This is a genomic window from Deltaproteobacteria bacterium (assembly GCA_020848905.1).
Classification (GTDB): Bacteria; Myxococcota_A; Polyangia.
The window spans coordinates 53,777-67,202 of record JADLHG010000026.1 but is presented as its reverse complement, the minus strand read 5'-3'; the positions used below and the strand labels follow the sequence as shown (position 1 = coordinate 67,202).

The window sequence follows — 13,426 nt, the reverse complement described above, 5'->3', positions numbered from 1 at the left end:
GTAGCCCGCGCCGAGGGTCGACGGCGCCTCCCGCCCCCCGCTGACCTTTTCCCCCTCTTTCGAGCTCACCGACCTTCGGAGACGGCATCCTCGCTGGCCAGGCGAGGCGTCGATCCGATGACCCTCCAAGGCCTCGACATCCTTCGGGCGGTGCCCTGGCCCTGCTCTTGCGTAGGCACTCCCGGGCACCGGCTGCGTTCGCGCGGGGCGAAGCGGTCCCGTGGTGCGATCCGGAGGAGGGTTCGATGCGATCGTGCAGGTCGGCTCGCTGCCTGGGCGTGGGAGGGCTTGCGACGGCGCTCGCGTGGCTCGCAGCCTGCGGCGCGGCGCCGGCGAGCCCACCGGGCGAAGGGCTCCGCGCGGCGGCTTCGGGTCCCCTCGGAGCCGTGGTCTACTACCACGGCATGGCCAACACCGAGGCGGTCGTGGCCCCGCAGATCCGGCCTCTCGAGGCGGAAGCGGCGCGGGCGGAGATCCCCTTCCTCGCCCCGCGCATGCTGGACGGCCGCGACGGCTCGTACCGCATGATCCAGGGGCTCACGCCGATGCGCGCCCCCGACGGGGCGCCTCTCGTGGACGGCGAGGGGGTGCCTCTCGACCACCCGCAACCCTGGAGCATCCCCGCGCTGGACGACTTCCTGCACGGGAGGCGCAACGTCACGGTGGCCGGCTACAGCCTCGGGCGCGTGCCGATGCTGATGGCGCTCCAGCGCCAGGACGCGGTGGTGAATCGCGCGCTGCTCCTCGATCCCAGCTACGACACCTACTGGGTCTACAGCGTCTCGGAGAAGGGGCGGGGCTGGCAGGAGCTCGAGGCCGGCAAGGTCGTACTGGACTGGCTACGGCGAGACACCTCGCGGCGCTTCGTGTTCGTCGTCGGCGCCGCGTCGGGCTGGGTGCAGAACAAGCTCCTCGCTCCGCTTGCCGCCCTGCGCGGCGAGGAGCAGGAACCGGCCCGGCGCGCCTACGTCTGCTCTTTCCCCGGCCTCGGCCACGCGCAGATCTTGGGAGACGCCGACGGGCGCGTCTTCGAGGCGGTGCGACCGGGCTGGGAGGACGAGCGCTGCGTGCCCTTGCGCTTCGCCCCGTGCTCCACGACGGATCGTTGCTTCGTGAGCGAGACGAGCCGCGCGGTCTTCTCCTCGACGGTCCGTTGCGCGACGACAGGGACGCGCCGCCTCGACGCCGCCCCGCCCGAGGCGACGACGCCCGAGTCCTGGCACTGCCGGCTCCGCGAGGGCGTCAACCGCTGGTGCCGCGCGAACGGCGAGTGTCCAGGCTACGACGGGCTGTCGGAATGGGCCCCCGCCCCGCCGCCGCTCTCGATCTGCGAGCGGTACCCGAAGCGTAAGAGCTGCGTGGAGGCCGAGTAGCGTCGCCGGCCGTCACCGAAACGCGTCGTTCCGCGGTTGAACGCGGCCAAGGCCTCCACGTTCAGTAGGAGTAGCCGACGTTCGCGATGAAGCCGTGCAGCAGGTCCAGCGCGCCGCCGGCTGCGCGCTTGCCCGCCTGCTGTCGCGCCACGGCGTCCTTGAAGGCGTAGAAGTAGCGCGTGTACGCGTACTCCACCGAGCCGATGATCTTCTTCCAGGTGCCGGTCACTCCGATGGCGACCGAGATCCCCCCCGTCCCGGACTTGCCGTACCAGTTGTTCTCGTCCTCGACCTCGCCGCTCGAGAGGACCACGCGGTAGTCCCCGCGCACATACGCCCCCATGAAGGAAAGGAACGGCCAGTTCAAGCCTACACCGATGGGCACGAAGCGGTACGCCGCGTCGGGCAAGGTCTTCGTCGCCGTCTTCCAGTCGATGCCGAAGTTCATCATGCCGAAGCCGATCCCGGCCTCGACGTGCGGCGAGGTCGCGCTCTGCTGCATGATCTTCCAGTCGTAGCCGAAGTCGAGGAGCAGCTCGCCGAGGGAGGTGGAAAAGCCGTCGCCGCCCGCGTCCTTGATCTTGGATTGCAGGCCCAGCGCGGCCTGGTAGCGCAGCCGGATGAAGACGCCCGCCGGGTAGCCGTCGGTGAAGAAGGCGACGGGGCGCACGTCGACCCCAACGCGCAGCGCGAAGGCCGCTCCCGAGCTGTAGCGGGGCGCGGTGCCCACCGGGTCGTTCAGCGAGAAGTCACGCATCCACGTGCCGAAGCCGACGGTGCCTGCGACGCGCAGCGGACGATCGGCTGACGGCTTGTCCGCCACCGCCGGAGTCTGCGCTCCCCCACCCGACGGACCGCCCTTGGCCCCCTTTCCCCCCGGCGTCTCGGGGTCGTAGTCGAGCGCGGCCGAGGAGGACGAGCCGTCCCCGATCGGGTTCGCGGCGGCGCTCGCCTGTCCCCCCGCGCTGGCGGCCGGGCCCGTGCCCGCCTTCGGCTGCCCGGTCCCCGTGCCGGGACGCTCGACGGGGTCGGGCTCGAAGGTCAAGCCGTCTTCCTTGCCGCCGCCTCCTCCTCCCTTGTCGATCGGCTGGGAGGGGTCTGCGGCCTTCTTCACCGGCGCCGCCTCGAGTCCGCGGAGCGCCTTCGCCACGGGCTGCAGCAGCTTCGCCAGGTTCTTCGAGGGGAGCGTCGAGGTCAGCACCGGCTCGCCCGTCTCGCCGCTGTAGACGGCGATCGCCGCGCGCCCTCCCGCGGCCGTGCCTCCGACGACGCCGATGGCGCCGATGTGCTTCGCGGCGCGCGCGAGGTTGGGCCCGCGGCTCATCGCGATGCCGAGCTCGTCGCACGCGTCGAGCAGATCCTGTCCATCGAGGACGTTGTACCGCGCGCGAAGCAGCCGCATCAGCCCGGTGCGCACCTTCGCTCCGTCCTCGCCGCCGAAGGCGAGCACGGCGATGGCGGGCTTGGCCACGGCGGGGGCGGGCACGAGGAGTCCGCCCAGGACCCCGACCATGAGAGCGTGTCTGAGCATCGAGGCCATAGCTTACAAAGAGGGGCGTGCGTTTGCCAGCTTGCGCCGCGCCGGAACGCGATTCGCTCCGCGTCCGAGCGGCTGCTCCTCGGGCGACCCCGTCGGGCGCACCTTGACCTGCCCGTCGCATCCTGGGTACCGTACCCGCGCCCGGGGCGCAGGAGGCTTGCGTTCGCCGGGCCCTTCTCTCAGTCGGAGCCGCTCGTGCTGCCCTGTCTACGCGACGTCGTCAAGATCCCGCCGCTCTTCGGCGTGGTGCCTATTCAGCCCTTCGGGGTGCTCGTGGGGATCGGGCTCGTGGTCGGCTACCTGCTGGCGCGGCGGCGGGCGAAGGCCACCGGTCTCGACCCCGACCTCTGCGCCGACGGCATGGTCTGGACCGTCGTGGTGGGGTTCGTCGTCGCGCACTGGGTCTCGGTCGTCTTCTACTTCCCGCACCGCATCGCGGAGAACCCGCTCGTCCTGCTCGCCTTCTGGAGCGGGCTCTCCTCCTTCGGCGGCTTCGTCGGGGGACTGCTCGGCGCCTACTGGTACTTCGCCCGGCGCCGGAAGGTCTCGCTCCTCGAGTACGCCGACGCGATCATCTTCGGGCTGATGCCGGGCTGGATCTTCGGTCGACTGGGCTGCACCGTGGTCCACGACCATCCGGGGCGCCCGACGAGTTTCTTCATGGGCGTGAAGTGCGGCGCGCTCCCCGAGCACGACCTCGGGCTCTACGAGATGCTCTACACCATCGTGCTCACCGGGGTGCTCTACGCCCTGAAGGGGGTCCGTCCCTTCCCGGGGTTTCATCCGGGGCTGATGATGCTGCTCTATGCGCCGGTCCGGTTCGCTCTCGACTACCTGCGGGTCGAGGACAAGACCTACCTCGGCTTCACGCCGGGGCAGTACTCGGCGGTGCTCATGGGGGCCGCGGGGATCGCGCTGATGGCCTACGGACGCCACGTGAAGAACAGGCCTGCGAAGAAGGAGCCGGCGCGCACGAAGCCGGCCAAGGCGCGCGGGCGATAACGCGGCGCGGCTAATGGGCGCCCGCCGGTGGCAGGCGGTGCTGGGGACTCGCGAGACGGGTGGCTGAAGGAGAAGCCGTCGTGCCGGAGCGTGGGATGGGCCACCGAGCCGAAGCTCACAAGCAATATTGCGCACTTAGTGTGGTGTGCGACCCGTGTGGGGGCTGGTCTGACCTTTGCACCATTATGTGGGCGATGCGACGCTCCAGCGGTCCCCTGATGCTCCGGCTACTGACCGCGGCCTTCATGCTCGGCCAGGCGGCCTGCGCGGGGGACTCCGCGCACCCCGAGACCCAGTTGACGAGTCGTACCTCGGCCATCGTTAACGGTGCGCCGGAGTCGGGCTTCGCCGCGGTCGGGGCGATCGTCGTGGCGGGGACCGGCTCGAACTCGGGCTGCACGGCCACGCTCGTCGGGCGCCGCACGCTGATCACGGCGGGTCACTGCGTGGCGGGGCAGGGGCCGGTGGTCTTCTACCCCTCCGGTCTGCAAGGGCCCCGCTTCGCCGCGGCGACCGTCACGATGCACCCGAGCTACGTGGGTGGCAACGATGCCGACCTGGCGGTGGTGCGGCTGATGGAGGACGTCGGCGGGATCGAGCCGGTCGAGCTCGCCACGCGCGCGCCGCGAGTGGGCGAGAGCGTCGTGCTCGTGGGGTTCGGCAAGCCGCTCGAGGGGCAGGGCAGCTTCGGCGTCAAGCGGCGGGCCACGAACACCGTCGGGACCGTGACGGACCAGCTCTTCACCGTGTACGGCGCGGCGGCCTCCGCCGGAAACATCTGCGACGGCGACTCCGGCGGGCCGACCTTCGCCCTGCGCGAGGGACGGCCCATCCTGCTCGGCGTGCACTCCACCAAGGGTGGGAGCTGCGGCGACGAGGGGAACGACATGCGCGTGGACATCTTTCGCGCGTGGATCACCCGCCAGGTGGCGCTGGAGCGCGCGCCCCGCGCCGCCGGGGACCACGACCTCGGCGACGTGCTGATTCTGAGCCCCACGAGCGGGTTCGAGGCGGCGGATCGCGTGGAGGTCTCGGTGCTGGCCAGCAGCCCCGCGCTGCTGCGGGTGGACCTCCTCGTGGACGGGACGGTGGCGGCGAGCAAGCGCCAGGCTCCGTTCAGGTTCGAGATCGGCCCCCTGCGGGGCGGAAACCGCGTCCTTCAGGCGGTGGTGCAGACGCACGGCGGCAGCGTCGCCTCGGCGCTCGTGACGGTGAGGGTGCGCGGCGGCGACAGCGTCTCGGCGGGGGCCGGAACCTTCGGCACCGCGTGCACGGAGAGCCAGCAGTGCGGCAGCAAGCTCTGCTTCGGCACCTCGGAGGAGCGGGCCGGGTACTGCACGCAGGCCTGCACGGCGAACAGCGCCTGCGGAGCGGGCTACCACTGCGTGGAGCGGATCTGTCGGCCGCGGCTCGACGCGGGGGACTTCGGCGCCGCGTGCCAGACCGCCAACGACTGCAGCACGGGCCTCTGCCTGGTGGACCCGCTCACGAACCTCTCGTACTGCACCGCCCGCTGCAACAAGAGCGGCGCGGCGTGCGCTGCCGGCGCGACCTGTCTCCCCGACGGTGCCGACGCGGTGTGCGGCCCGCCGGCGGACCTCGCCGACCGCGTGGGGGGCTGTCGTCTCGGCGCAGGCGGTGGCCGCGACCTCGGCCTGCTCCTGCCGCTCCTCCTCGGACTCGCCCTCTTCTTCGCCCGCCGGCGCTGATCGCGGCGTGGCACGCACGCGCGGGGGGTTGCTCGACCTCCTCGCGGCTGGCATGCTGCGCCCCGACGGAGAGGGGAGGAGGCATGTCGACCATTCGCAAGTTCGTGGTCGTGCCTGCGCTGCCGGGGAGGCTCGAGCCCCTGCGCACGCTGGCGTTCAACCTCTGGTGGTGCTGGTCCCACGACGCCATCTCGCTCTTCCAGCGCCTCGAGCCCGACCTCTGGGAGAGCTCGCTGCACAATCCCGTGCGGGTGCTGGGTTCGATTCGCCAGGAGCGCCTCGAGGAGGTGGCCCACGACGAAGGCTTCCTCTCGCACATGCAGCGGGTTGCGCAGCAGCTCGAGCGCTACAAGAAGGCCTCTACCTGGTACGAACGGCACTACGGTGACGACCCGCTGAACATCGCGTACTTCTCGGCGGAGTACGGGCTGACCGAGAGCCTGGCGATCTATTCGGGGGGCCTCGGGATCCTCGCCGGCGATCACATCAAGTCCAGCTCCGACCTCGGGCTCCCCCTCGTCGGCGTGGGCCTCCTCTACCGCGTGGGCTACTTCCAGCAGTACCTGAACGTGGACGGGTGGCAGCAGGAGCGCTTCCCCGAGAACGACTTCTTCAACCTGCCGCTCAAGCTCGTGCGCGGAGAGGCGGGGGCGCCGATCACGGTCCCCGTCGAGCTCGCCGGACGGACGGTCGTGGCGCAGGTCTGGCACCTCGCTGTGGGGCGCGTGCCGATCTACCTGCTCGACACGAACCTCGAGCAGAACAGCCTCGCGGACCGCGAGATCACCGCGCAGCTCTACGGTGGCGACACCGAGATGCGCATGCAGCAGGAGATCCTGCTCGGGATCGGCGGACAGCGGCTGCTCGCGCTCCTCGGCATCGAGCCGACCGTTTGCCACATGAACGAAGGGCACTCGGCGTTCCAGGCCCTCGAGCGCATCCGGCGGGTCATGCTGCGGACGGGGGCGAGCTTCACCGAGGCGCGGCTCACCACCTCCGCGGGCAACGTCTTCACCACGCACACCCCCGTGCCGGCCGGGAACGACATGTTCGCGGCGGAGCTCGTGGACAAGTACCTGCGCGACTACTGGCCCAAGCTCGGGCTGGATCGCGACGGCTTCCTCGGGCTCGGCCGCATCGACCCGCGGGACACCGCCGAGCCCTTCTGCATGACCGTGCTCGCGCTGCGCTGCGCGGCCTACAGCAACGGGGTGAGCCGCCTGCACGGCGAGGTCTCGCGCAAGATGTGGGCGGGGATCTGGCCCGGCCTGCCCGAGGACGAGGTCCCGATCGCGTCGGTGACCAACGGCGTGCACACTATGAGCTGGATCTCCGGGGACATGGTGGAGCTCTTCGACCGGTACCTCGGGCCGAGGTGGCGCGACTTCGACACCGGAGCCGCGGCGTGGGAACGCGTGGCGGCGATCCCCGACGAGGAGCTCTGGCGCATCCACGAGCGGCAGCGCGCGCGGCTGGTCAACTTCGCGCGGCGGCGGCTGGCGGCGCAGCTCCAGCGGCGCGGCGAGCCCCTCGCGGAGGTGGAGCACGCGCGCGAGGTGCTGGACCCCGAGGCGCTGACGATCGGCTTCGCGCGACGCTTCGCCACCTACAAGCGCGCGTATCTGCTCTTCCGGGACCTCGAGCGACTGAAGCGCATCGTCGGGGATCACGACCGACCCGTGCAGGTGGTCATCGCCGGCAAGGCGCACCCACGCGACGCGGCGGGCAAGGAACTCATCCGGCAGGTGATCCATCACGCGCGGGACCCCCTGCTCCGGCGGCGCATCGTTTTCCTCGAGGACTACGGGATGCACGTGGCGCGCAGGCTGGTGCGGGGGTGCGACGTGTGGCTGAACACGCCCCGGCGGCCGATGGAGGCGAGCGGCACGAGCGGCATGAAGGTCCCGCCGAACGGCGGCATCAACATGTCGATCCTCGACGGGTGGTGGCCCGAGGCGGTCGAGGCGCACAACGGGTGGGCCATCGGCCACGGGGAGGTCTACGAGGACCACCAGATGCAGGACGAGGTGGAGTCGCACGCCATCTACGACCTGCTCGAGAAGGAGGTGGTGCCGCTCTTCTACGACCGCGGCAGGGACGGGCTGCCTCGCGGTTGGATCGCGCGCATGAAGGGCTCGATCCGCACCGTCTGTCCGGCCTTCAACACCGACCGCATGGTGGCCGACTACATGCAGCGCTTCTACCATCCGGCGAGTCGACGCATGCTGCGTCTCTCGGGGGACAACCTGCGACGGGCCCGCGACCTCGCCGAGTGGCTGGGGCGACTGCGCGCCCACTGGGCGGAGATCTCCATCCGGCAGGTGCGCTCCGACACCGTCGGAGAGCTCGAGGTGGGGGCGGCGCTGCGGGTCACGGCGGTGGTCCACCTCGGGACGCTCACCCCCGAGGAAGTGGCCGTGCAGCTCTACCACGGGCCCCTCGACGGGCAGGGCCGCATCAAGAAGGGGTCGGCCATCACCATGGGCTACCTCGAGTCTCTCGGGGAGGGCGAGCACCTCTACGCCGGGGCCATTCCGTGTCGCATGAGCGGGCAGCACGGCCACTCGCTCCGGGTGCTCCCCGCGCATGCGGATCTCGTGCATCCCTATTTCCCGGCCATGATCCACTGGGGCTGATCCTCGGGCGGTCTGCCCGCTTGCAACGGCCGAGGCCCCTGATATGGTTTGACCCGTCCCATGCCCGAACCCCTCCCGAAAGCGGCTTCTCCGACGGCTGCGGCGATCGCCGTCTGCCGCGCCATCGTGCCGCGCGGCCGCGCGATCGCGGGGGTCACCGAGGCCGAGGTCGAGCGCATGTACGCCGAGCTCGGGGCGCTGCACGCGCGGGTTCCGCAGCTCTTCAACGGGGCCTGCGCGCTCCTCGACAGCGCGGCGGTGGCGCGCACCGGTCAGCGTTTCGCGCGGCTCGCGAGCGACCGGCAGCAGACCCTGCTCGCCGAGTGGCTCGCGGGGGGCGGCCCGGTGGGGGCGCTGCTCGGGCTCGTCGCCTCGGCGGTCAAGCTCTTCTACTTCGACGGGCCGGAGCTCTGCGAGCACTTCGGGGTCCCGCACGACAAGGCCCCGCGGCAGGCCGAGCCCGCCCCGCGCTTCGCGCAGCAGGTGGTGCGCGGCTGCGACCTCGACGAGGAGGAGCTCGAGACGGACGTGCTGGTGATCGGCTCGGGGGCCTCGGGGGCCGTGGTGGCCAAGGAGCTGGCCGAGCGGGGGCACGCCGTCCTCGTGGTGGAGTCCGGCCGCTACTTCCAGCGCCAGGACTTCAAGGGGCAGGCGCTGCACGCGTTCCGCACCGTCTACGACTGGCGCGTCCAGAATCTCGTCCTCGGCAACCTCTTCGTGCCGGTCCCAGCGGGGCGCACGGTAGGCGGCTCCACGACGATCAACACGGCGACCTGTCTGCGTCCGCCGGCGTGGGTGCATCGGCGGTGGGTCGAGGAGGGGCTTCCCGAGCTCTCCGAGGAGCGCATGGCGCCCTTCTTCGACGAGGTCGAGACGCGGCTCGAGGTGGCGCCGACGCCGGAGAGGTACTGGGGGCGCGGCGTGGAGCGGATGGCCCGGGTGGCCGAGGCGCGCGGCTTCGTGCACGGGCCGCTGCCGCGTAACGCTCCCGGTTGCGACGGCCAGAACACCTGCGACATGGGCTGTCCGTCGGGGGGCAAGGGGTCGATGGACCGCACCTTCATCCCCGCGGCGCTGCGCGCGGGGGCGCTGCTGCTGACCGAGACCACTCTCGAGCAGCTCGTGATCCGTCAGGGGAAGGTGCGGGGCGCGGTGGTGCGCTCGCACGGCAAGGGCCTTCGCGTGCGGGCGCGGACCGTGGTGCTGGCCTGCGGGAGCTTCAACACCCCTCGCATCCTCTGGGAGCACGACCTCGGGGGCGAGGCCGTGGGGCGCGGCCTGACCATCCACCCCTCGGGGTCGGTCTCCGCGCGGCTCCCCGAGGTGGTGCGGGGCTTCGACGTGCTCGTCTCGTCGCCCTACGGCATCACCCACTTTCAGGACCGGGGCCTGCTCCTCGTGGCGGCCAACCTGCCGCTCGACATGGCGGCCATCCCGCTGCAGCTCGTGGGGCGCGAGCTCGTGGCGGAGCTCGAGGCCTACGACCGCTTCGCCACCTACGGCGCGATGATCGCCGAGACCAGCCGGGGAAGGCTGCGGCGCGGTCCCAGGGGGCAGGTGCTCACGAGCTACTTCCTGAACGACGGGGACGTGACGCGGCTGCACGAGGGGCTGTCGCTCATCGCGGACCTCTACTTCGAGGCCGGGGCGCAGGCGGTCTTTCCGGCGGTGCGCACCTGGCCCGTGCTGCGCAGCCGCGCCGAGCTGGATCGCTTCCGGGCGGCGCGGCTCTCGGCCTCGGACCTGGTGCTGAGCGCCTTCCACCCGCTCGGCACCTGTCGCATGGGGCGCGACCCCCGAAGCGCGGTGGTGGGACCGGACTACCGGCTCCGCGGGCTGGACGGGCTCTACCTCGTCGACGGGAGCGTGGTGCCCGGCCCGATTGCAGTGAACTCCCAAATCACGATCATGGCCTTCGCGCGCCGTGCGGTGGAGACGATCCACCGGGCGCTGACGTCCACCCGGGCCGAGGGCCAGGCCGCGAACTGAGCAGAGGCGAGGAACCCATGGGCAGGACCTACGAAGAGCTGTGCAAGGCGAGCGCCGAGGAGATCGAGGAAGTGATGCGGCAGGGGAGGGCCCCCGCGCTGGAGTCGCTCGCGGGCTGGGAGTTCCGCGGCTACAACACGGGGTGGGCCAACGGCATCCCCGGGCTCCCCACCTTCCAGACTGGGCTCATCGTCGATGTCGGCGCGATGCGGAAGTTCAAGAAGGGCTTTCGCCCGACCCCCGGAGATCCGACGCGCCTGCAAGGTTACAACGTGAAGGTGGAGCAGAATGGCCTCGAGAACCCATGGATCGAGAAGCTCCGGGGGGGCGAATCGATCAAGCACGGGCTCTTCGACGTCTATCCGGTCAGGCTCTCGGACCCCGACCACGAGTACCCGAACGCGGTCTTCCTGAACTACGACTGCGGGCGCAACCCGCTCTGGGATCCTTCGCGGCTGCTCCGTGACTACCTCGTCTGCGCGGGCGAGGGGGACGACCTGCTCGTGGGCAAGGGCTACGGCGCGATCGGCTCGGTGCGGCTGCACGTCGGCACCTTCATCCTCGAGCGGCACAACCCGAACGTGTAGGACGCCGATCGGCTTGGACGTCGTAACGAGACGCGGCCTCGCCGCCGGCGCGCTGGTAGCGGCGCTCCTCCTCGGCGGCGCGGTTGCGCACGGCAACGGTCGCGTTCCCACGACGGCCATCGTGGCCCCCGACGCCTCGCGCGTGGCCGCGCAGGAGGGGGGGCCGATCCACGTCTGGGACCGCGAGAGCGGTCGCAAGCTGGCCGAGCTGCCGAGCGAGACCTTCTTCCGTGGCAGCATGGCCAAGGGCGCCCTGGCGGCGGTGGGCGAGGGCGGGGTGCTGCTCCACCGCGGGGCCCGCTTCGAGGCGCGGCGGCTGCTCGCGCTCCCCGGTGTGCTCAACGTGGTGCGGACCGCGCTCTCGGGCGACGGAGAGCGCGTGGCGGCCCTCTACACCGCGGGCGGGAGCGTGGAGGATGCGCGCACGGCGCGGGTCTGGGACGGAGGCACGGGGGCGGTGCTCGCCACGGTCACGCTGCGTCGGGGGCGAGGCCAGGGGGTCGCGCTCTCGGAGGACGGTGCGTTCCTCGCGCTCTTCGGCGACCTTCCCCGGGGCGGCGGGGCGCTCCTCGAGGTCTACGCGCTGCGCGGCCGGCGGGCGGCGCTCCACTTCCGCTGGGAGAGCCGTGCCGACGAGACGACCTTCAGCGCGGCCTTTTCGCCGCGAGGAGATCGGCTGGCGCTGGGGGCGGGACGCCGGCTCCTCCTCTGGGACGTGCAGCGGCGAAAGCTCGTCGCCGAGGCGCCCGTGGAGGCGCTGAAGGGGCTCTTTCCGGCGGCGCTGAGGCGCCTGCCGCTCCCCTTCCCCGGCGCGCACCAGCTCGTCTTCTCGCGCGATGGCAGGTCGCTGGCCACGCTGCACGCCATGGGGGTCGTCGGCGTCGGCGAATGGGCGCTCCCGGCGCTGACCCCTCGACGGTGGATCAAGCGCCCCGTCACGGCCGCGCCGCTGCGCCAGCTCGGCTGGGAGCCGGGAGGGCGGCTCTGGGTCGTGGCCGCCGGGTATTCGCCGAGGGTCGAGCTCCTGGCGGCAGAGGGGGACGCATTCGTCTCGCGGCGCGTGTTGGTGCCGTGAGGGTCGTGCCATGACGGTCGGCGCGCCTCCCGTTCGATGGTAGGCTACGGGCGAGCTGCCGCTCCAGTTCGGAGGAACGATGTCTCAGGACTTCTTCGCCCGCCACTTCGGCCTCGAGGACGGGCTCTATCACCGCGTGATGCGCACGGCCCTCGAGCGCGGGGGCGACTACTGCGACCTCTTCTTTCAGCAGCGCACCACCACGACCATTGGGCTCGAGGACCAGAAGGTGGACCGCGCCTTTCGCACGGAGGACCTCGGCGTGGGCATTCGCGTCCTCTCGGGGGACGCGACCGGCTACGCCTTCTGCGAGGAGTTCGAGGAGGCGAGCCTGCACGAGGCGGCGAAGGTGGCCTCGGCCATCGCGCACGGCGGCCAGGTCGTCGCGCCGCAGGCGATCGCCGCGCGAGCGCACCCCGACCTCTACCCGGCGAAGATTCCGTGGGGCAGCGTGGCGACGGAGCAGCGGCTGCCACTGCTCGAGCGTATCGACGCGCGGGCCTTCGCCGAGGACCCCGCGGTGCAGAAGGTGCGCATCCGCGCGATGGACGGCGAGACGCGCCTGCTGGTGGTGGACTCGGAGGGGCGGCGTTCGTACGACGAGCAGCCGATGACCACGGTCTACGTCTTCTGCGTGGCGCAGCGCGGGGAGCGCAAGGAGGAGAACCACTACGCCGTCGGCGCCCGCGCGGGGCTCGAGTTCTACGGCGACGACCTGATCGAGAAGCTGGCCACCGAGGCGGTGCGGCGCACGCTGTTGCTCTTCGAGGCGGTGCAGCCCCGCGCTGGCGAGATGCCCCTGGTGCTCGCGGCGGGGAGCTCCGGGATCCTCCTGCACGAGGCGATCGGCCACGGGATGGAGGCCGACTTCAACCGCAAGGGGATCTCGATCTACAGCGACAAGGTGAACCAGCGCATCGCCGAGCCGTTCGTCTCGATCGTGGACGACGGGACGATCCCGTCGGCGCGTGGGTCGATCAACGTGGACGACGAGGGGAACGACACCGAGCGCACGGTGCTGGTCGAGGGGGGCGTCCTCAGGACCTTCCTGCACGACCGGATCAGCGCGCGGCACTACGGGGTGGCCCCGACGGGAAACGGGCGTCGCCAGTCCTTTCGCCACGCCCCGCTCCCGCGCATGCGGAACACCTACATGCTCCCGGGGCCGCACGCGCCCGAGGAGATCATCCGGTCGGTGGAGCGCGGGATCTACGCCGAGAGCTTCACCAACGGCCAGGTGAAGATCGGCGCCGGCGACTTCACCTTCTACATCAAATCGGGCTACCTCATCGAAGGGGGAGAGCTCACGCGGCCGATCAAGGACGTGAACCTGATCGGGAACGGACCGCAGGTGCTGCGCGACGTGGTGATGGTGGGTACGGACCTGGAGCTCGACCAGGGAGGATGGACCTGCGGCAAGGACGGCCAGAGCGTGCCCGTGTCGCTCGGCATGCCCACGGTGAAGGTTTCGGCCATCACCGTCGGTGGCGTCGGATGAGGAGCGGACGATGATCG

Annotated in this window: 9 protein-coding genes; 8 read left to right on the top strand and 1 reads right to left on the bottom strand. The window is 71.3% G+C overall.

Features of this window, described 5'->3' with window-relative positions; translation table 11 throughout:
* Positions 1–245: 245 nt before the first annotated feature.
* On the top strand, positions 246–1,373 hold the full coding sequence (locus IT371_10430; GenBank protein MCC6748065.1) for a hypothetical protein: 1,128 nt from the start codon (positions 246–248) through the stop codon (positions 1,371–1,373).
* A gap of 61 nt (positions 1,374–1,434) precedes the next feature.
* Here IT371_10430 and IT371_10425 read toward each other — a convergent pair whose 3' ends face one another.
* Entirely contained in the window at positions 1,435–2,904 is a 1,470-nt protein-coding gene (locus tag IT371_10425; GenBank protein MCC6748064.1) for a hypothetical protein, read from the bottom strand.
* Positions 2,905–3,108: 204 nt separating this feature from the next.
* On the opposite strand from IT371_10425, the gene IT371_10420 reads away from it, so the two are divergent.
* The 7 genes from IT371_10420 to IT371_10390 all read left to right on the top strand — a co-directional run bounded on the left by IT371_10420 (position 3,109) and on the right by IT371_10390 (position 13,409).
* Positions 3,109–3,915 (top strand): prolipoprotein diacylglyceryl transferase, encoded by an 807-nt coding sequence (locus tag IT371_10420; GenBank protein MCC6748063.1) that lies wholly within the window; start codon positions 3,109–3,111, stop codon positions 3,913–3,915.
* Between the two features lie 194 nt (positions 3,916–4,109).
* The gene (locus IT371_10415; protein MCC6748062.1) at positions 4,110–5,624 is read left to right on the top strand and encodes a S1 family peptidase; all 1,515 of its coding nucleotides are present in this window, start codon (positions 4,110–4,112) and stop codon (positions 5,622–5,624) included.
* Between the two features lie 83 nt (positions 5,625–5,707).
* Complete coding sequence (gene glgP / locus IT371_10410) at positions 5,708–8,260, top strand: alpha-glucan family phosphorylase (protein ID MCC6748061.1); 2,553 nt, start codon at positions 5,708–5,710, stop codon at positions 8,258–8,260.
* Positions 8,261–8,320: 60 nt separating this feature from the next.
* Positions 8,321–10,249 carry a GMC family oxidoreductase N-terminal domain-containing protein gene (locus tag IT371_10405; protein ID MCC6748060.1) on the top strand — a complete coding sequence of 643 codons (1,929 nt, stop codon included), beginning with the start codon at positions 8,321–8,323 and terminating at the stop codon, positions 10,247–10,249.
* Positions 10,250–10,266: 17 nt separating this feature from the next.
* Positions 10,267–10,836, top strand: a complete 570-nt coding sequence (locus tag IT371_10400; protein ID MCC6748059.1) for a hypothetical protein — start codon at positions 10,267–10,269, stop codon at positions 10,834–10,836.
* 13 nt (positions 10,837–10,849) lie between these two features.
* Positions 10,850–11,911, top strand: coding sequence for a hypothetical protein (locus tag IT371_10395; protein MCC6748058.1), 1,062 nt, complete (start codon positions 10,850–10,852; stop codon positions 11,909–11,911).
* Positions 11,912–11,990: 79 nt separating this feature from the next.
* A complete protein-coding gene (locus tag IT371_10390) occupies positions 11,991–13,409 on the top strand; it encodes a TldD/PmbA family protein (GenBank protein ID MCC6748057.1) in 1,419 nt (472 codons plus the stop codon).
* Positions 13,410–13,426: the final 17 nt, after the last annotated feature.

Excerpts from the sequence above, each read along its gene's own strand:
- IT371_10430 (MCC6748065.1), top strand. The coding sequence starts at position 246 with ATGCGATCGTGCAGGTCGGCTCGCTGCCTGGGCGTGGGAGGGCTTGCG.
- IT371_10425 (MCC6748064.1), bottom strand. The coding sequence starts at position 2,904 with ATGCTCAGACACGCTCTCATGGTCGGGGTCCTGGGCGGACTCCTCGTG.
- IT371_10390 (MCC6748057.1), top strand. The coding sequence starts at position 11,991 with ATGTCTCAGGACTTCTTCGCCCGCCACTTCGGCCTCGAGGACGGGCTC.
- IT371_10415 (MCC6748062.1), top strand. The coding sequence starts at position 4,110 with ATGCGACGCTCCAGCGGTCCCCTGATGCTCCGGCTACTGACCGCGGCC.
- IT371_10405 (MCC6748060.1), top strand. The coding sequence starts at position 8,321 with ATGCCCGAACCCCTCCCGAAAGCGGCTTCTCCGACGGCTGCGGCGATC.
- IT371_10400 (MCC6748059.1), top strand. The coding sequence starts at position 10,267 with ATGGGCAGGACCTACGAAGAGCTGTGCAAGGCGAGCGCCGAGGAGATC.
- glgP (MCC6748061.1), top strand. The coding sequence starts at position 5,708 with ATGTCGACCATTCGCAAGTTCGTGGTCGTGCCTGCGCTGCCGGGGAGG.